Here is a 16,756-nt window from a genome sequence, read left to right as displayed (position 1 = left end):
GGCTTTTCGTCAATGGTGCAAGCGGGAAACGAGGTCTGCACAATGTCAAGACTTGAAGATTTGTGCATTGCGTAGTCAAAGAGAACATGCCGATCGATTCATCAAAATTCTTCGACTCCATTCGCATCAAGCCGACCAAGGTGAGTGCGAAGCGCCAGGCGCAGGCCGGCGAGCAGGCCGTGACCTGCGAGTGGGCGGGTTGCCAGAACAAGGGCGCGCACCGCGCCCCGAAGGGCCGTGAGAATTCGCGCGAGTATTGGCACTTCTGTCTCGATCACGTCCGCGAGTACAACCAGTCCTACAATTTCTTCCAGGGCATGAATCCCGACGACGTCGCGCGCTACCAGAAGGACGCGCTGACTGGCCACCGTCCGACCTGGAAGATGGGCGCCAACAACGGCAAGAAGGAGAGCGGGCTCGACGCCGCCTCCGATCCGTTCCACGTGTTCTCCGAGCTCAACGGCCGCGGCCGCTGGCGTCCCGGACCTGGTGGCGCGGAGCCGAAGCCCGAGACGCGCAAGGTCATGAACGCCGAGCGCAAGGCGCTGCTGGTGATGGGGCTCGGCGCCGGCGCGACGCTCGAAGACGTCAAGTCGAAATACAAGGCGCTGGTGAAGCAGCACCACCCCGACGCCAATGGCGGCGACCGCTCCACCGAGGATCGCCTGATCGAGATCATCAAGGCGTATAATTATCTGAAGACCGTGGTGCGCGAGGCGTAAGCTCTTGCCTCCGTCGCCCCTGCGGAAGCAGGGGCCATAACCACCGACGGTTATTGTTCTCGTCAGGTGTCCACCCCATTGTCCCATTGTTGGGCCGCGGCGTATGGGTCCCTGCTTTCGCAGGGACGACGGCGGAGTTTGTGGCTCCGCCGTCGGACGCTTCCTGCTGTTCAGCCCTTCGGCACTGCTCCGACATAGGACGAGCTCGGCCGGATCAACCGGCCGGTGCGCCGCTGTTCCAGCGCGTGCGCGGTCCAGCCAGCGGCACGGGCCACGGCAAAGATCGGCGTGAACGCCTGCCGCGGGATCTCCAGCCCATCGAGCAGGATCGCGGTGAAGAACTCGACATTGGTCTCGAGCGGCCGCTCCGGATTCTTCTTGCGCAGCGCTGCGCGGATATAGGCCTCGACCTCGCCGGCAAACGGCAGGTCGGCGCCGTCGGCCTCCAGGTGTTCGATCGCAACCTTCAGCACGTCGGCGCGCGGATCACGCACGCGATAGACCCGATGACCGAAGCCCATCAGCCGTTCGCCATGCGCCAGCGCGCCGTCGACCCAGGGCTGGATGCGCTCACGGGTGCCGATTGCGTCCAGCATCTCCAGCACCGGCTCCGGCGCGCCGCCATGCAGCGGGCCGGTCAGCGCGCAGTAGCCGCCGGTGACGGCCGCGAACAGATCGGCCTGGGTCGAGGCGATCACCCGCGTGGTGAAGGTCGATGCATTCATGCCGTGGTCGCAGACGGTGACGAAATAGGCGTCGAGCGCCGCAACCTCGCGCGGCTCGGCCTTGCGCCCCCGCAGCATCCGCAGCGTGTCGGCCGCGTGGCTGGCATTCGGGTCCGGCGCGATCGGGGCATGTCCTTTGGCGTGCTGGACCAGGGCGCCCGCGATCACAGGGAATGCGCCGACAATGGTCGCCTCGTGCTCCAGCCCGCTCTCGCCGCGCAATCCGGCGATCGCGGCCCGGAAGCCGTCGACGATCGACATGCCGCGCGTCGCCGGCATCAGGTCCGGCAGCCGCGCAAAGGCGCGTTCGCGGGCGGCGCCGAGGCCGGCGCGGACGTTGGCTTCGCTCACCGACTTGCCGGTGGCGCCGTTCCACAGCCGCGCCGTGACGCCCTCGAAGCTCGACTTGCCCGCGAGGTTGGCGACGTGCTCGCCGGCGATGATCAATTCGCCGCGCTCGCCGTCGACACGGCTCAACACGGTCTCGGCGGCGGGGACGCCGTCCAGACCGATCTGGCTCTTGGTGAGAATCATGTTCATGGCCCGATCTCCTTGCTTCACACCTTGAAGATCGAGTCTCTCGACGAGTTGATCAATCTTGATTATATTAATCAATATGAAAAAATCCGCCGAGCTCTACCTCTCCGCCCGGGAGGCCGCCGCCGAGCTCGCGATCTCGCCGGCGACCCTCTACGCCTATGTCAGCCGCGGCCTGATCCGCTCCGAGCCGTCGCCGGATTCGCGCAGCCACCGCTATCGCGCCGAGGACATCAGGGGGCTGAAGGAGCGCCGCGTGCCGTCGCCGGAGCCGCGCGGCTTTCGCAATTTCGATGCCGATCTTCCGGTGATGGATTCAGCGATCGCGACCATCACCGAGCAGGGCCCGATCTATCGCGGCGTGAACTGCGTCGATCTCGCCGAGCGCGACACGCTGGAGCACACCGCGACGCTGCTGTGGGACGTCACCGGCGTCGATCCGTTCGCGCCGGACAATTGCCCGCATGTCTCGGATGAAATGCGCGCGATCGCCGAGGCCGCGCGCCGCGCCCAGCCGATCGATCGCACGGTCGCGGTGCTGGCGCTGGCGGCGAGTGCCGATCCCGGCGCCTTCACCCGCGCGCCGGATGGACGCGCGATGGTCGGCGGGCGCATCCTGCGGCTGCTGGTCGCGACCATGCTGAACGCCGTGCCATCGGCCGAGCCGCTGCATGAGCAGGTGGCGCGGGTCTGGACGCCGGACAACAAGCACGCGCCCGACCTGATTCGCCGCGCGCTGGTGCTGCTCGCCGATCACGAACTGAATGCCTCCACCTTCACGGCGCGCTGCGCGGCATCGACCGGCCTCAATCTGTACGACTCCGTGATCGCGGGTCTCGTCGCGTTGAAGGGGCCGATGCATGGCGGCGCCGGCGTGCTCGCCTCGCGCCTGGTCAAGACCATGATCGACAATGACGTTGCGCCGGTGGTCCGCGAGCGGGTCGCGCTCGGCGAACGCTTCGCCGGCTTCGGGCACGGCGTCTACAAGAAGGGCGATCCGCGCGCGATTTCGCTGCTCGAGGCCCTGACGCGGGCCGGCGCACCGCGGAAATTCACCAGGGAGGTGCCCGAGCGGATCGCGGAAGCAACCGGCGAGTTCGTCAACATCGATTACGCGCTGGCGGTGCTGGTGCATGCGCTGCGAATGCCGGCGGGGAGCGAGCTCGCGCTGTTTGCGATGGCCCGCAGCGTCGGCTGGATCGCGCATGCCAGCGAGCAGCTTCAGCTTGGCAAACTGATCAGGCCCCGCGCGCGCTATGTCGGCCCGGCACCCGGGCGGGCCGGCACGACCAATAGTATCTAGCGCATGATCCGGAAAAGTGGGGACCGGTTTTCCGAAGAGATCATGCGCAAAAAGATCAGGCTATTTTGCCGGCTTGGCCGGTTCGATCAGGCCACCTCCATGCCGGCGGCGGATAGTCCAGATCGCCAGCGACAGGATGACGGCGCAACCCGCGACCGCGAACATCCACAGGTGCTTGCCGACATGTTGATGATGCGGCAGGCCGGCATAGTCGTGCAGCGCGGTGACGGCGAGCACGCCGGGCAACACATGCGCCGGTGCCCAGAGCAGGATCGCGGGGATGTTGATCGCGTAGAAGCGCGCCGGCGGCATGTCGAGCGCACCGGCGGTGATCGGCACAAAGGCGCGGATCGGCGGCACGAAGCGGGCGAAGAACACCGCGAGCACGCCCCAGCGGTTGAAGAAGGCCTCGCTCTGCGCGACCACCCGCGGATAATTGGAGAGCGGCCAGGCCGACAGGATCTCGCGCTGGCTGCGGTAACCGATCAGGTAGGCGGTGCCGTCGCCGAGCATCGCGCCGGCGGCCGCGGCGGCGAGCACCGGCACGAGCTTCAATTCGCCGCCCGGGACCAGCGCGCTCAGTGCCAGGATGATGGTCGACCCCGGCACCAGCGAGCCGACCACCGGGACTGCTTCCAGCAGGGCGGCCAGAAACAGCGTCAGATAGGCGAGCCAGGCATGGGCCGAAACGAAAGCGATCAATGGGTCAAGGAATGAGGTCACAGAATCCCTGGGTGCGGTGAAACAGGTCCGAGAGCTAACAACTCCCCACCGGGCTGAAAAGTGCCTCGCCGGGCAGGCCGCCGTGGGGCTGCGGCGAAAGTACGGCGGGATTTGCAGAGCAGCCTTCCAAAAACCGAGTTTCACGCCTATCTTTATGATACAACAACGGAACTTTGATTTGCCCGTGGGCTTCTGCCGGCCGATGCTCTCTGCTAGGCTTGTGGGTAGCACCCCATCCGCAGCCAAATGACCTAAATCTGGTTTCGGGAATGCCCGGGACCTCGGAGGATGAATGACGACGGCCGTCCAGACCAAAGCGCAAGAACCCGTCGGGTTGCCCGACATGAAGGTGTCGGTTCGGCAGGTCTTCGGGATCGATAGCGATCTGGAAGTTCCGGCCTATTCCGAAGTCGATCCGCATGTGCCGGAAGTCGACAGCGACTATCGCTTCGACCGCGCCACCACGCTGGCGATCCTCGCCGGCTTTGCCAAGAACCGCCGCGTGATGGTCACCGGCTATCACGGCACCGGCAAATCGACTCACATCGAGCAGGTTGCGGCCCGCCTCAACTGGCCCTGCGTACGCGTAAACCTCGACAGCCACATCAGCCGTATCGATCTCGTCGGCAAGGATGCCATCGTGGTCAAGGACGGCAAGCAGGTCACCGAATTCCGCGACGGCATCCTGCCCTGGGCGCTGCAGCACAACATCGCGCTGGTGTTCGACGAGTACGACGCCGGCCGTCCGGATGTGATGTTCGTGATCCAGCGCGTGCTGGAGGTGTCCGGCCGCCTGACGCTGCTCGACCAGAACAAGGTGATCAAGCCTCACCCGGCGTTCCGCCTGTTCGCGACCGCCAACACGGTCGGCCTCGGCGACACCTCGGGCCTCTATCACGGCACCCAGCAGATCAACCAGGGCCAGATGGACCGCTGGTCGATCGTCACCACGCTGAACTACCTCGCCCATGACGAGGAAGTTGAGATCGTGCTGGCGAAGGCGAAGCACTATCGCACCCAGGAAGGTCGCGACATTGTCAACAAGATGGTGCGGCTGGCGGATCTCACCCGCAACGCGTTCGCCAATGGCGACCTGTCGACGGTGATGAGCCCGCGCACGGTGATCACCTGGGCCGAGAACGCCGACATCTTCAACGACATCGGCTTCGCGTTCCGCGTCACCTTCCTCAACAAGTGTGACGAGCTGGAGCGGCCGCTGGTCGCCGAGTTCTACCAGCGCTGCTTCAACGTCGAGTTGCCGGAATCCTCGGTCAACGTGGCGCTCAGCTAGCCCATGCCGAAAATCTCCGTCGAGCGCACAGTCACACAGACGAAGAAGACGGTGCTCGGCGGATTGCTCCGCTACAACAACGAGAAGATGGGGAAGCAGAAATACAAGCGCTTCGCCATCTCGCTGCGGCAAGGCGACGAGATCGTCGGCGGCATCGTCGGCGAGGTCTGGACCGCGGTGTTGTTCATCCAGCTGTTCTGGATGGAGCAGAAGTTTCGCAACAAGGGTTTTGGCGCGAAGCTGATCAAGGCGATCGAAGACGAGGCGCGACGTTTCGGAGCGACGCGATCCTATCTGGATACGATGAGCTTCCAGGCGCCGGGCTTCTACCGCGCCAATGGATATAAAGAGTTCGGTTCGATTGAGGGGTATCCCGGCGGCGTCACGCGCCACTGGTTTACGAAATCGCTATGACAACCTCCAATATCAAATTCCGTCCCGGATCGAAGGAAGCGCCGACCGAGCCGTTCAAGCGCTCGGTGTCGGCCTGCCTGAAGGCGATCGCCAGGAAGCCGGAGCTCGAGGTCAGCTTCGCTGCCGAGCGGCCGGGGCTTGCGCCCGGCAAGGCGCGGCTGCCGGAGCCGGCGCGCAAGATGACCAAGCGCGATGCGGCGATCGTGCGCGGCCACGCCGACTCGATCGCGCTCAAGATCGCCTGTCACGATCCCAAGGTGCATCGCAAGCTGATGCCGGGCAATCCGCAGGCGCGCGGCGTGTTCGAGGCGGTCGAGCAGGCGCGCGTCGAGGCGATCGGCTCGCGGCGGATGGCGGGCGTCGCGAAGAACCTCACCGCGATGCTCGACGATCATTTCCACCGCGGCAAGTATGACGAGATCACCGATCGCGCCGATGCGCCGCTGTCGGATGCGCTGGCGATGCTGGTGCGCGAACGCCTGACCGGCATGGCACCGCCCGCGGCCGCCAAGAAGATGGTCGATCTCTGGCGTCCGACGCTGGAGGACAAGATCGGCTCGCGGCTCGACCAGCTCAGCCGTTTCACCGAGGACCAGGCGAGGTTCGGTGACATGGTCCACGATCTGCTGTCGGCGCTCGATCTCGGCGACGACCGCAACATGGACTCCGACGACGACGATGACCAGGACGAGAACCAGGACGGCGAGAACGATCAGTCCGGTGCCGAGGGCTCGCCTGATTCCGACGCCGCGCAGGAGATGAGCGCCGACCAGGCCCAGACGAGCGCGGAAGAGATGAGCGAAAGCGCAATGGAAAGCGCGCAGGCCTCCACCTCAGACACGTTCGACGACGGCGAACTGGGCGACGACGAGACGCCGGGCGAGGCGACACGGCCGAATTCGCGCGGTCAGAACGAGCCGCGCGGCCCGGAATATCATGCGTTTGCGCCGAAGTTCGACGAGGTGATCGCCGCGGAAGATCTCTGCGATCACGACGAGCTCGAGCGGCTGCGCTCCTATCTCGACAAGCAGCTCGCGCATCTGCAGGGCATCGTAGCGCGGCTCGCCAACCGCCTGCAGCGCCGCCTGATGGCACAGCAGAACCGCGCCTGGGATTTCGACCTCGAGGAAGGCATCCTCGATCCCGCGCGGCTGTCGCGCGTCGTCACCGATCCCTATCATCCGCTGTCCTTCATGCATGAGAAGGAGGCGACCTTCCGCGACACCGTGGTGACGCTGCTGCTGGATAACTCCGGCTCGATGCGCGGTCGTCCGATCACGGTTGCCGCCACCTGCGCCGACATCCTGGCGCGTACGCTGGAGCGTTGCGGCGTCAAGGTCGAGATCCTGGGCTTCACCACCCGCGCCTGGAAGGGCGGGCAGTCGCGCGAGGCGTGGCTCGCGGCCGGCAAGCCGGCTAATCCCGGCCGCCTCAACGATCTGCGCCACATCATCTACAAGTCGGCGGATGCGCCGTGGCGCCGTGCGCGGAAAAATCTCGGCCTGATGATGCGCGAGGGCCTGCTGAAGGAGAACATCGACGGCGAGGCGCTCGACTGGGCGCACAAGCGTCTGCTTGCGCGTCCCGAGCAGCGCCGCATCCTGATGATGATCTCCGACGGCGCGCCGGTCGACGACTCCACGCTGTCGGTCAATCCGGGCAACTATCTCGAGCGGCACCTGCGCCACATCATCGAGGAGATCGAGACCCGCTCGCCGGTCGAGCTGATCGCGATCGGCATCGGTCATGACGTGACGCGCTATTATCGCCGCGCCGTCACCATCGTGGATGCCGAAGAGCTTGGCGGCGCGATCACCGAAAAGCTCGCCGAGCTGTTCAGCGAGACCCACGGCTCGGCGCCCGCACCGGGCACGCGGCGCCGCCTTCACTCGTGAGACATGCGCTCACCCGTTAGCCGCCGCCACGTCCTGCAAGGGATGGCGGCGGGGCTGTCGGCCGCAGCATTGCCGCGTCTCGCGCGGGCGCAGGGCGCGAGCCAGCCGGCGTTGACGCCGGGACCGCCCGGCAGGCCGGGCCGCCACCGCGTCGACGAACCCGCAGCCGTCGAGGTCAACGCACGGCCGCTGCCGTCGTTCGATATCCGCGATCGTGCGCGGGTACGGTTCGGCGCGCTGGAATATCGCAGCGGCCTGATCCTGACCTCGTCATTCTCCGGCTTTGGCGGCCTGTCCGCGCTGCGGCTCGATGCCAAGGGCGAGCGCTTCATTGCGGTCAGCGACCAGGGCACCTGGTTCACCGGCCGCATCGTCTATCGCGGCCGGGAGATGGCCGGGCTCGACGATGTCGAGGCGGCGCCGCTGCTCGACGCCCACGGCAAACCGATCACCGCCACCCGCGGTTGGTACGATTCGGAATCGCTCGCGCTCGACGGCTCCATTGCCTATGTCGGGCTCGAGCGGGTCAACCAGGTGCTGCGCTACGATTTCGCCAAGGGCTTCACCCGCGCGCGCGGCGAGCTGGTGCCGCTGCCGGCGGCGGCGCGCAAGCTGCCCATCAACAAGGGGCTCGAGGCGCTCGTCTTCGTGCCCAAGGTCATGCCCAACGCCGCACCGCCGAGCCAGCCGCTGGCCGGTACGCTGATCGCGCTTTCCGAACGCGGGCTCGATGCCGGCGGCAACCTGATCGCCTTCCTGGTCGGCGGCAGGACGCCGGGCCAGTTCAGCGTCCGCCGCACCGAGAATTTCGACATCAGCGACGCGGTCCTGCTGCCGTCGGGCGATCTGTTGATCCTGGAGCGGAAGTTCTCTTGGCTTGGCGGCGCCGGCATTCGCATCCGCCGCCTCGCTTTGTCGGACATTGCGCCCGGTGCCGTCGTCGACGGTCCGGCGATCTTCAATGCCGATCTCGGCAACGAGATCGACAACATGGAAGGCATCGACGCCCACGTCACCGCGGAGGGCGAGACTGTGCTGACCATGATTTCCGACGACAATTTCTCCCTGATCCAGCGCAATTTGCTGCTGCAATTCACGCTGGTTGAGTAAAGGGCGGCCCCCAAGGGACGGCGCTATCGCATTGCTGATCTGCCCCGGCCCGTTCGGCGACAGCGACAGTTGGTGATTGCGGCGGCCGCCTCTATCTTGTGGTGGCCGTTTCCCCGATCCCGGATACCTCTCGCATGAGCCCCCTGTTTTCCCCGATCGAACTGCGCAGCCTCAAGCTCTCCAACCGGATCATGGTCTCGCCGATGTGTCAGTATTCGGCCATCGACGGCTCCGCTACCGATTGGCACTTCACCCACATCAACATGCTGGCGCTGTCGGGCGCCGCGATGTTCTGCATCGAGGCCACCCATGTCGAGGATATCGGGCGGATCACGCCGGGCTGCCTCGGCCTCTACAGCGATGCCAACGAGGCGGCGCTGAAGCCGATCCTGGCCTCGGTGCGCAAGCATTCGAAGGCGGCGGTCGCGATGCAACTCGCCCATGCCGGCCGCAAGGCTTCGAGCCAGCGTCCGTGGGAGGGCGGGCAATTGATCCCGATTGCCGAAGGCGGCTGGCAGACGGTTGGGCCGTCGGCTGTCCCGCATAAGGAAAGCGAGGCGCCGCCGCTGGCGCTCGATGACGCCGGCCTGAAGCGCATTCGCGAGGCCTTTGTCGCGGCCGCCCGGCGGGCCGACCGGCTCGGCATCGACGCGCTCGAGCTGCACGGCGCGCACGGCTATCTGCTGCACCAGTTCCTGTCGCCGATCGCCAACAAGCGGACCGACCGCTATGGCGGCTCGCTCGAAAACCGCATGCGCTTCCCGCTGGAAGTGTTCGACGCGGTGCGCGCCGTATTCCCGGATCACAAGCCGATCGGCATGCGGGTGTCGGCGACCGACTGGGTCGAGGGGGCCTGGGACCTCGCGCAGACCATCGAATTTGCCAAGGAGTTGAAGAAGCGCGGCGTCGACTGGATGGACGTCTCCTCCGGCGGCGTGTCGCCGCTGCAGAAGATTCCGCTCGGTCCGGGCTACCAGGTGCCGGCGGCACAGGCGGTCAAGGAGGCGACCGGCGTCACCACGATGGCGGTCGGCCTGATCACCGAAGCGAAGCAGGCCGAGGAGATCGTTACCTCAGGCAAGGCCGACATGGTGGCGCTCGCCCGCGGCATGCTCTACGATCCGCGCTGGGGCTGGCACGCCGCCGCCGAGCTCGGCGGTGAGGTGAGCGCGCCGCCGCAATACTGGCGCTCGCAGCCCTCGACGCAAAAGGCGCTGTTCGGCAAGACCACCTTCGGGACGCGGTAAATTCACTGTCATTCCGTGATGGTCCGAAGGACCAGACCCGGAACCTCGAGATTCAGGGTTCGATGCTACGCATCGCCCCGGAATGACAGTGTGATTCATCAGGCCATTGTCCTGCCGTAACCAACGCGGGTACTCTCCGGAGCGCGTGCGGAAGACACGCATCGAACAAAGAGAGGAAACCCATGGAACTCGGATACTTCGCGATGCCGTCGCATCCGCCGGAGTGCGGATTGAAGGAGGGCCACGACTGGGACCTGCAGGTGCTGCGCTGGCTGGACGAGCTCGGCTATCAGGAAGCCTGGATCGGCGAGCATCACACCGCGCCCTGGGAGCCGCATCCGTCGCCCGACCTGCTGGTCGCGCAGGCGCTGCTGCAGACCAAGAACATCCGCATCGGACCCGGCGGCTTCCTGCTGCCGTATCATCACCCGGCCGAACTCGCCAACCGCGTCGCGATGCTCGATCACCTCTCGAACGGACGATTGAATTTCGGCGTCGCGGCCTCGGGCCTGCCGAGCGACTGGGCGATGTTCAATGTCGACGGCATGTCGGGCCAGAACCGCGACATGACCCGCGAGGCGCTCGAGATCATCCTGAAGATGTGGACCGAGCCGGCTCCATGGACCCACAAGGGCAAGTTCTGGACGGTGACCAAGCCGGACACGATGTTCGACTTCCTCAAACCCCACATCAAGCCACAGCAAGCACCGCATCCGCCGATCGGCGTCGCGGGCCTGTCGAAGAACTCGGATACGCTCAAGCTCGCCGGCGAGCGCGGCTTCATCCCGATGAGCCTCAACCTCAACCCCGCCTATGTCGGCAGTCACTGGGACTCGGTCGAGGCCGGCGCCGCCAGGACCGGCCGCAAGCCGAGCCGCAAGGACTGGCGGATGGTGCGCGAGGTGTTCGTGGCTGATACCGATGAGGAGGCGTGGAGGCTGTCGACCGGCGACATGATGGGCCGGATGATGGGCGAGTATTTCCTGCCGCTGCTCGGCCACTTTGGGTTCAAGGATTATCTGAAGGCGTCGCCCGACGTGCCCGATAGCGACGTCACGGTCGAGTATTGCGCCCGCAACAACTGGATCGTCGGCTCGCCCGCGACGGTCACCGAGAAGATCGAGAAGATCTATCAGGAGGTCGGCGGTTTCGGCGTGCTGCTGGTGTTCGGTTTCGACTACAAGCACAAGCCCGAAGCCTGGCACAATTCGCTGCGGCTGCTGAAGCAGGAGGTCTTGCCGAAGCTGAAGCATCTCGACACCTCGGTCGGCCGCGCGGCATAGGCTTGCGGAGGAGCGCGGGGCAGCGACAACGCTGCCCCGTATGTCATGATGGATCGCTCAGGCGGTGCCGAGCCAGAACCGGGTTTCGATTTGCGCCCAGCCCTTGCCGATGCGGCTGCTCAGCCAGCTGTCGCTGCGCTTCAGACCCTTGTCCTTCTGGCCTTCCGGCGTGTTGCGCCAGGCCTGCCAGCGGTACTGGCCGTAGATGCTGACGATGCGCGCGGCGTAGGTCAGCGCCAGCTGTGAATCGCCTCTGATAATGACGAGGTTGTCGTCGTTCTTGGTGCTGGCACGGTCGGAGAAATTGTGCGAGCCGGTCATGACCACCGGGTTCTTGCCGGCCGGATCCAGCACGATCACCTTGCTGTGCACGGCGATCATGAATTTTCCGGTGTTCTTGATCTCGTGCTGCCACCAGTCGGCGGTCTTGTCGATGCCGGCGGGCCGGATCACGTCGGCAATCTGCTTGCCCTTGAAGACCTGCTGCTGACCGCTGCCGGCCAGCAGTTGCAGCTGATCCTTCGGACTGTCCTTGCCCTGCGCCGGGAAATTGTTGAGCACCCCGCGCACATAGAGATTCTTGTCCTGCGCCTTCTCCAGGATCGGGCCGAGCAGGCCCTTGTTGCCGGGATTGAGCATCAGGCACACCGCGCCATGCTCGGCGTCCTCGATCATCTTGGTCGCTTCCTTGAGATCGCCGCTCTTCGTGGTCGGCGTGAACCAGACGCTGATGTTCGAGTTGCCGATCGTGAACGGCCATTCGTGATCGCCGGCCACGGCCAGCGCCTTCGGCGACTTGCTGCCGTCGGCGTAGATCGCTTTCCAATGCTCGTGATAGGCCGTCGCGATCTTGTCGTCGGCGATCTCGAGCCCATTGTTGTTCTGGGTGCAGAGACCGGTCCGGGTCCAGTTGGTACTGCCGGTCCAGACCATCTTCGGTGTTTGCGCGCCGTCGCAGAACACCGCGAACTTGTTGTGCGCGTAGCGGCTCGGCGCAATCTTGCGGCGCACGATGTCGACGCCCGCCTTCTTCAGCACGCCGGCATTCTTCTCGGTTTCCTTTGCGGTAGCGTCCGACTTGCCGGTGCTGTTGCCGAGCACGACATGGGCCTTGCCCTTCATGGCGGTCAGCGCGGCAATCAGTTCGGGATCGTTGAGCTCGTAAAGCGCGGCATAGACGTCGACCTTGTCCTTCTTGGCCTCGGCCAGCAGGGCGAGCAGGCGCGCGCCAAGCTCGCCCTTGAGGAAGTCGCGGATCTTGTTGCCCTTGGTGGAGATCGCCTTCTCCAGCGTCTGGGAGGCCTTCGGCGTGGTGCCGATCGCGCGCGACAGCCATTGTGCCGAGATCGTGCCGCGGTTGAACCATGGCTTGAGCGGGCCCGACGGCGTGGCCGAGACGTAGTCGGTCCATGTCGCTGGCGCACCGTACGCGGGCTTCACCTTGGTGGCGCCGTCCTTGAGAACCGGCACGACGCCATAGCGGACCGGCGCATCGGCCGGGGCCAGGAAATCGGTCCAGTTCGTCTTCTGCACCGGCCATTCGGTGCTCGGACGATGATCTCCCGCCTTGTGGCCCTGCGCCTGATCCTCGAACCCGACCCAGGTGTCGACGACCGTCGCGCTCTTGCCCTGCTGCTGACGATAGAGCGCAAAGCCGAGGCAGTCCGGGATCATTGCCGCGACCTCCCAAACCACGAAGATGCCGTCGGTGGTTGGAAACGCCTGAATTGTGGAAATCATGGTGATGCCTCCAAATCACTGATGAGAAATATCCGCTCGATATGAACCTGGCGCGTCAGCGCCGCAGGAGATCCGAGGTGTCGCGTCGGACCGTTCCGGGCGCCTGGCGGCTCGTCTAGCAGGAGGAGTATGGATAATACATGCAACCGAAACTATCGGCTGGATCACAGATGGATCACGCCGTGTGGACCGTTCCGCCGCGGTTGCAGCTGTCTAGAGCAGCTTCACCGTGACCTTCGCCTTGCCCGTGTGATCGCCGTAGAACCATTTGTAGATCCAGGGCAGGCCGATGACGGCCTGGTTGACGTAGAGAAAGATCTCGCCGCTGCGATCGGCGGTGAACCTCGCTTTGTAGACTTGCGGATCGGTGTTCGGCGCCGGCAGCGGATCGAGGAAATACTCGTCGACGCCGGTCTCTCCGACCCGTGCGATCAGCCTGAACCATGGCCGGAACAGGATGCGTCGCAGGAAGATCGTGGCGTATCCGCGCCAGCGATTTGCGCCCGCGATGGTCGAGGTCCGGTATCCGATCGGCGTGACGGCGCGTCCGGCGTCCTCCCATGGCTCGGACATCGTGATCGCGATCTCGTACTTGAACCCGGTGCGGACCTTGAGCCCGGTCGGCGCACAGATCGCGCTGGTGTCGAAGTCGGCAGCATCCTGCGGGATGCCCTTGTCGGCGGCGACGAGCTTGTCGGCCGCGGTCCCCTTGCAGAAGGCGCCCATCGAATCCGCGGCATTGAACAGGAAATGGCTGAGCAGCGTCGCGCCGAACCAGACCAGCAAGGCGGTGAGCAGGAACGGCACGACATGCCGCTTCCCGACATTGAGAATCCACTGATAGATCGTGCTGGTCCGGAAGCGATAGATCGCATTGTGCACGATCCCGGAGAGCGGCGCCGGGTTCGCGCGGTCACGCCAGATGATCCGCATCCTGTCGCTGATCGTTGCGCTGAGCGAACTGCCCACGGCCATCAGCACGAAAACGGCGATGATGCCGCCAGCGAACCATTCCGGGTTGCCGGCATACCAATCGGTCCACCAATGAAACGAAGCGGGCAGGAATGACTCGATGAAGCGCACCAACTCCGAGATCATCCTGAACCAGGAGCTGAATTCGTGCTCCTTGTGCTGGTTGTGGAACAACCAGAACGTCGCCAAATGAAGCGACGCCGCCAGCGTGGCGAAGTAGGCGATCCGCCGCATCCAGACGAAATTCCACAGCTTCTCCTGCGCGGCATGACGCGCCGGCGCGCCACTGGGCGTTTCAAACGTATTCGGTCCCAGCGGTGTCACCTGGCCGCTGCGGGAGACGACCACATAGTTCGGCGGAAGTCCGATCGGGGCATAGGCGTTGGCGCCGCTGTCGATCCGCTCGAACACGCTTTCGTGGATCTTCGGCATCGGCACGCTGACGCCGGCGTAGGGATCGTTGCAGAGATCGGCGACCTTGCGGGGACCGTACCGGTAATAGGCGCCGAGGCCGGCCCGCGAATCATAGAGGCGGCCATCCTTGTCCTCGGAGGACCTGATCGCCTTGATCGCATCGGGATCGGCAATCGGCGCGCTCTTGAACACGAGCCCGCGCTTGACCGCTTCGTCGACCAGCCACGCCAGCGGCACGAACGCGACGGCGTCGTCCGGATAGCCGCCGCCGACATTGGCATGCATGCCGACGAACCACACCTGGACGAGGCGCTCGCCATCGATCGTTGCCGGCACGGCCGGTGCGGGCTGTCCCGGCTCTTGCTCCGTCCAGAGCACCGGATGGAAGGTCGTGCGCTCGTCGTCGAGCGCCAGCGCATGCCGTGCGCACTTGACCTTCGGGCTGAGAATCCGGTTCGGCAGCTCGAGCGGCCACACCCAGTTGGAGATGCCGCGTGTCATCTCGTCGATCGGCAGGCCATAGGCCGCGACGGTGTCCCAGATGCCGATGAACTCGATCGCTGGCACCGGCTTCCGTGCGATCTCCGCATAGGGCTTGTTGCGCAGAAGCCGGTCCAGCACCGGCACGAGGACGTAGTCGCGCAGCGCGCGGAACAGCACCTCGATGCGCCAGATCGAGTGATAGCCCGCGGCCCGGTAGGCGCGATAGGCCTTCACCGCGCCGTCGTGCAGTTCGGCTTCTGTGTCCGCGACGATAAGGCCCTGATCGAGGATGAGCGCGGCGAGTGTGCGCACGGTGAATGCGCCACGGCTGAATCCGAACAGATAGATCTGCGAATCGTTCTGGTGGTCGTAGTTGCGGCAGATGAATTTGTAGGCATCCAGGATATTGCGCTTGAGGCCGTAGCCGAAGGCGCCGCCGAGCAGCGCAAGCGGGACGAAGGACGACGTGCCGACGCCGTCATCATACTTGGCGGCCTGCGCGTTGCCCTGCAGATCCAGTGACTGGAATATTCGCCAGACATTGGTGCGCCAGACGCTGGAAGCGGCGTTGCCGGTGCCGTCGGACAGGATAATGATCTTGGGGCTCGGCATCCAAAGACGCTCGCTGAAGCGGATGAAGCGGATGGCGCAGCGTAGCAGCAGCCGGGTCGATTGCTACCTTGGATCGATCTTTAATCATTCGGCGCCGCGATAGGTGTGAACTGGCGCACAAAAGCGCCCTGAGGTCGCGGCCATTTGAGGCGAGACGGCTTTCGCGGCGTAACGAAAAGGCCTAGCCTGACCAGCGGTGCAATTCATTGATGAGGCACAGCAATGCGCAGCCGCGTCAGAAAATTTGCCCATATCCTGGAGCGCTTCGGCCTCGCCTTGGCGGGAGCAGCCAGCGGTCTGTTCGTCGCCATCCATGTCGGCTCGAGCGTCTCGGCGCTGACGTCGCAGGCGTTCCTGCTGATCATGATGCTGGGCGGCGCGATCGGCTTCTATCTCGGCATCGACACGCCGCCAAAGCTGTTTCATCCGAAGGATGGGAGCTCGACACGCAAGATCGACGCGGCGGAGCTGCTCAGTGCGGTCGGCACCTTCCTCGCGACCATGGTCGCGTTCTTCTCGGTCGGTGTCGTCGTGCTGCGCAGCGAGCCGGACATCGCCTGGACCGCGGCGATCATGGCAGGCTGGGTGCTCGGCGTCACGATGCAGATCGTCGCCGGCACGATCGCCCGCACCCGGGTCTAGCTACGCACTGCGCGTGACGCCCAATCCTGCAAGATGCGTGTCGACGAACTGCGCGAGGCGTTCGCGCAACTGCTCCGGCGGCACCGCGACCACGCGCTCCTCGAGGCCCAGCGAGATGATGCCGTGAACCGCGGAGAACATCGTCCGCGACAGCAGCGCGACGTCGTCGGAATCGCGATCGGGCAATAGCCGCACCAGCGGCGCGTGCATCAGCGCAAAGGCATCCATCACCATCGCCAGGATATCTTCCGGAAACGGCCGGTCGTCCTCCATCCGGTGCTCGAACAGCGAGCGCAGCAGATTGGCGTGCTCGGTGGCGAAGCCGAGATAGGCGTCGGCAAGCCCGTGCAGCTGGCGCAGGGGATCGTCGGCCGGGACCGCCTTGAGCCGCGTGGTCAGGGCCTGAACGGTCTCCCGGTTCACGGTCAGGATCAGGCCGTCGAAGTCGCCGAATTCATTATAGACGCTGCCGATGGAGCAGCCGGCGGCCTCGGCAACATCACGAACCTTCAATGATCTCAATCCTTTAGTGGCGATGTGCCGGCGCGCGATCTCGATCAGCAGACCTCGCCGCTGAAGTTTTTTCCGGTCGCGTCGCGATTCGTCTTGAACAATGTTCATTTTCAGGCTACTTATTTGAGCG

14 protein-coding genes are annotated in these 16,756 nt (G+C 65.0%); 9 read left to right on the top strand and 5 right to left on the bottom strand.

The window, feature by feature from the left end; genetic code table 11:
• Window positions 1–86: 86 nt before the first annotated feature.
• Window positions 87–722, top strand: coding sequence for a J domain-containing protein (locus ACVW1C_RS17665; protein ID WP_021082239.1), 636 nt, complete (start codon window positions 87–89; stop codon window positions 720–722).
• 170 nt (window positions 723–892) lie between these two features.
• On the opposite strand, the gene ACVW1C_RS17660 is transcribed toward ACVW1C_RS17665, so the two are convergent.
• Complete coding sequence (locus ACVW1C_RS17660; RefSeq protein WP_456759516.1) at window positions 893–1,987, bottom strand: citrate synthase/methylcitrate synthase; 1,095 nt, start codon at window positions 1,985–1,987, stop codon at window positions 893–895.
• 76 nt (window positions 1,988–2,063) lie between these two features.
• On the opposite strand from ACVW1C_RS17660, the gene ACVW1C_RS17655 reads away from it, so the two are divergent.
• Window positions 2,064–3,287 carry a citrate/2-methylcitrate synthase gene (locus ACVW1C_RS17655; protein WP_456759515.1) on the top strand — a complete coding sequence of 408 codons (1,224 nt, stop codon included), beginning with the start codon at window positions 2,064–2,066 and terminating at the stop codon, window positions 3,285–3,287.
• Between the two features lie 60 nt (window positions 3,288–3,347).
• Here the strand turns inward: ACVW1C_RS17655 and ACVW1C_RS17650 are convergent, their stop codons facing one another.
• The gene (locus ACVW1C_RS17650; RefSeq protein ID WP_456759514.1) at window positions 3,348–4,010 is read right to left on the bottom strand and encodes a DedA family protein; all 663 of its coding nucleotides are present in this window, start codon (window positions 4,008–4,010) and stop codon (window positions 3,348–3,350) included.
• 292 nt (window positions 4,011–4,302) lie between these two features.
• Here ACVW1C_RS17650 and cobS point away from each other — a divergent pair, with 292 nt between their 5' ends.
• From cobS to ACVW1C_RS17620, 6 genes are all read left to right on the top strand, one after another.
• Complete coding sequence (cobS, locus tag ACVW1C_RS17645; RefSeq protein ID WP_456759513.1) at window positions 4,303–5,301, top strand: cobaltochelatase subunit CobS; 999 nt, start codon at window positions 4,303–4,305, stop codon at window positions 5,299–5,301.
• 3 nt (window positions 5,302–5,304) lie between these two features.
• Entirely contained in the window at window positions 5,305–5,715 is a 411-nt protein-coding gene (locus tag ACVW1C_RS17640; RefSeq protein ID WP_456759512.1) for a GNAT family N-acetyltransferase, read from the top strand.
• Complete coding sequence (gene cobT, locus ACVW1C_RS17635; protein ID WP_456759511.1) at window positions 5,712–7,610, top strand: cobaltochelatase subunit CobT; 1,899 nt, start codon at window positions 5,712–5,714, stop codon at window positions 7,608–7,610. The genes ACVW1C_RS17640 and cobT overlap by 4 nt, the downstream gene beginning before the upstream one ends.
• Before the next feature lie 3 nt (window positions 7,611–7,613).
• Window positions 7,614–8,720, top strand: coding sequence for an esterase-like activity of phytase family protein (locus ACVW1C_RS17630; protein WP_456759510.1), 1,107 nt, complete (start codon window positions 7,614–7,616; stop codon window positions 8,718–8,720).
• Between the two features lie 134 nt (window positions 8,721–8,854).
• Complete coding sequence (locus ACVW1C_RS17625; protein WP_456759509.1) at window positions 8,855–9,967, top strand: NADH:flavin oxidoreductase/NADH oxidase; 1,113 nt, start codon at window positions 8,855–8,857, stop codon at window positions 9,965–9,967.
• 182 nt (window positions 9,968–10,149) lie between these two features.
• Window positions 10,150–11,250, top strand: coding sequence for an LLM class flavin-dependent oxidoreductase (locus ACVW1C_RS17620; protein WP_456759508.1), 1,101 nt, complete (start codon window positions 10,150–10,152; stop codon window positions 11,248–11,250).
• A gap of 57 nt (window positions 11,251–11,307) precedes the next feature.
• On the opposite strand, the gene ACVW1C_RS17615 is transcribed toward ACVW1C_RS17620, so the two are convergent.
• Window positions 11,308–12,990 (bottom strand): phospholipase D-like domain-containing protein, encoded by a 1,683-nt coding sequence (locus tag ACVW1C_RS17615; RefSeq protein WP_456759507.1) that lies wholly within the window; start codon window positions 12,988–12,990, stop codon window positions 11,308–11,310.
• A gap of 213 nt (window positions 12,991–13,203) precedes the next feature.
• Window positions 13,204–15,471 carry a DUF2235 domain-containing protein gene (locus tag ACVW1C_RS17610; RefSeq protein ID WP_456759506.1) on the bottom strand — a complete coding sequence of 756 codons (2,268 nt, stop codon included), beginning with the start codon at window positions 15,469–15,471 and terminating at the stop codon, window positions 13,204–13,206.
• Window positions 15,472–15,693: 222 nt separating this feature from the next.
• Between ACVW1C_RS17610 and ACVW1C_RS17605 the strand changes: the two genes are divergently transcribed.
• Window positions 15,694–16,113, top strand: coding sequence for a hypothetical protein (locus ACVW1C_RS17605; RefSeq protein WP_176528546.1), 420 nt, complete (start codon window positions 15,694–15,696; stop codon window positions 16,111–16,113).
• On the opposite strand, the gene ACVW1C_RS17600 is transcribed toward ACVW1C_RS17605, so the two are convergent.
• Window positions 16,114–16,734, bottom strand: a complete 621-nt coding sequence (locus tag ACVW1C_RS17600; RefSeq protein ID WP_456759505.1) for a TetR/AcrR family transcriptional regulator — start codon at window positions 16,732–16,734, stop codon at window positions 16,114–16,116. It abuts the gene before it with no gap.
• Window positions 16,735–16,756: the final 22 nt, after the last annotated feature.

It is taken from the genome of Bradyrhizobium sp. USDA 4011, assembly GCF_054063415.1.
Note: the sequence above shows the minus strand (reverse complement) of the source record. Positions and strands in the feature narration are given on the sequence as shown.

What these genes read in the sequence shown, in the direction of transcription:
- ACVW1C_RS17665 (WP_021082239.1), top strand. Translation starts at nt 87, where the DNA reads ATGCCGATCGATTCATCAAAATTCTTCGACTCCATTCGCATCAAGCCG.
- ACVW1C_RS17660 (WP_456759516.1), bottom strand. Translation starts at nt 1,987, where the DNA reads ATGAACATGATTCTCACCAAGAGCCAGATCGGTCTGGACGGCGTCCCC.
- ACVW1C_RS17655 (WP_456759515.1), top strand. Translation starts at nt 2,064, where the DNA reads ATGAAAAAATCCGCCGAGCTCTACCTCTCCGCCCGGGAGGCCGCCGCC.
- cobS (WP_456759513.1), top strand. Translation starts at nt 4,303, where the DNA reads ATGACGACGGCCGTCCAGACCAAAGCGCAAGAACCCGTCGGGTTGCCC.
- ACVW1C_RS17640 (WP_456759512.1), top strand. Translation starts at nt 5,305, where the DNA reads ATGCCGAAAATCTCCGTCGAGCGCACAGTCACACAGACGAAGAAGACG.
- cobT (WP_456759511.1), top strand. Translation starts at nt 5,712, where the DNA reads ATGACAACCTCCAATATCAAATTCCGTCCCGGATCGAAGGAAGCGCCG.
- ACVW1C_RS17630 (WP_456759510.1), top strand. Translation starts at nt 7,614, where the DNA reads ATGCGCTCACCCGTTAGCCGCCGCCACGTCCTGCAAGGGATGGCGGCG.
- ACVW1C_RS17625 (WP_456759509.1), top strand. Translation starts at nt 8,855, where the DNA reads ATGAGCCCCCTGTTTTCCCCGATCGAACTGCGCAGCCTCAAGCTCTCC.
- ACVW1C_RS17620 (WP_456759508.1), top strand. Translation starts at nt 10,150, where the DNA reads ATGGAACTCGGATACTTCGCGATGCCGTCGCATCCGCCGGAGTGCGGA.
- ACVW1C_RS17615 (WP_456759507.1), bottom strand. Translation starts at nt 12,990, where the DNA reads ATGATTTCCACAATTCAGGCGTTTCCAACCACCGACGGCATCTTCGTG.
- ACVW1C_RS17610 (WP_456759506.1), bottom strand. Translation starts at nt 15,471, where the DNA reads ATGCCGAGCCCCAAGATCATTATCCTGTCCGACGGCACCGGCAACGCC.
- ACVW1C_RS17605 (WP_176528546.1), top strand. Translation starts at nt 15,694, where the DNA reads ATGCGCAGCCGCGTCAGAAAATTTGCCCATATCCTGGAGCGCTTCGGC.
- ACVW1C_RS17600 (WP_456759505.1), bottom strand. Translation starts at nt 16,734, where the DNA reads ATGAACATTGTTCAAGACGAATCGCGACGCGACCGGAAAAAACTTCAG.